This is a genomic window from Gilvimarinus sp. 1_MG-2023, from assembly GCF_030548285.1.
Map to the genome: position 1 here is coordinate 1 of NZ_JAUOSC010000077.1, position 534 is coordinate 534.

Here is a 534-nt window from a genome sequence, read left to right on the forward strand (position 1 = left end):
GTTTGCAACACGATTTGCCGGGCATGGAAGCCATCCTCAAAGGCACATCCACAGCAGAGTTTCCGCAAGAACCCTCTTTACGCTATGCATTGATCTGTCACCTGATCAGCCGAGCGGAAAAAAACCAACAAGCCGTGCATTGTTTTGAGTGGCTGATTGAGCAAGCAAGCTCAGAATTGATTCAGATGTTTGTCTCTGAATAGGTGCCTGTTCTGAAACAGCGTCCCCAATACTCTGCTTTCACCCAAAAAATTATTGGCAACGAAAAAGCGCGACAGTATCTGACGCAATTTGCAGGGTTAATGATGGAACTTGATTGAGTTCGCCAGAACAACAAGGACCAGCCACATGTTCCCTTTTCAAGACAATCTGGATGACCTCTGGACCCGCTTTGTACTGACGTTACGCAGGCAGCATCCTTTCCTGGCCAGTCTGGCCATGTTTGCCCGCTTCCAGCCAGACAATCCGGTTCACATTGCCGAAACGGCAGGTCAGACGTTACAAGTGGAACCCGGATTTTTAAGCTCTCTGCCC

At 49.1% G+C, this 534-nt stretch carries 2 protein-coding genes; both read left to right on the top strand.

Annotated elements, in window-relative coordinates; all coding sequences use genetic code 11:
* Positions 1-203: hypothetical protein (locus Q4563_RS15750; RefSeq protein WP_303605136.1), on the top strand; the 203-nt coding region annotated here is incomplete at its 5' end.
* 145 nt (positions 204-348) lie between these two features.
* Positions 349-534: DUF2201 family putative metallopeptidase (locus Q4563_RS15755; protein WP_303605137.1), on the top strand; the 186-nt coding region annotated here is incomplete at its 3' end.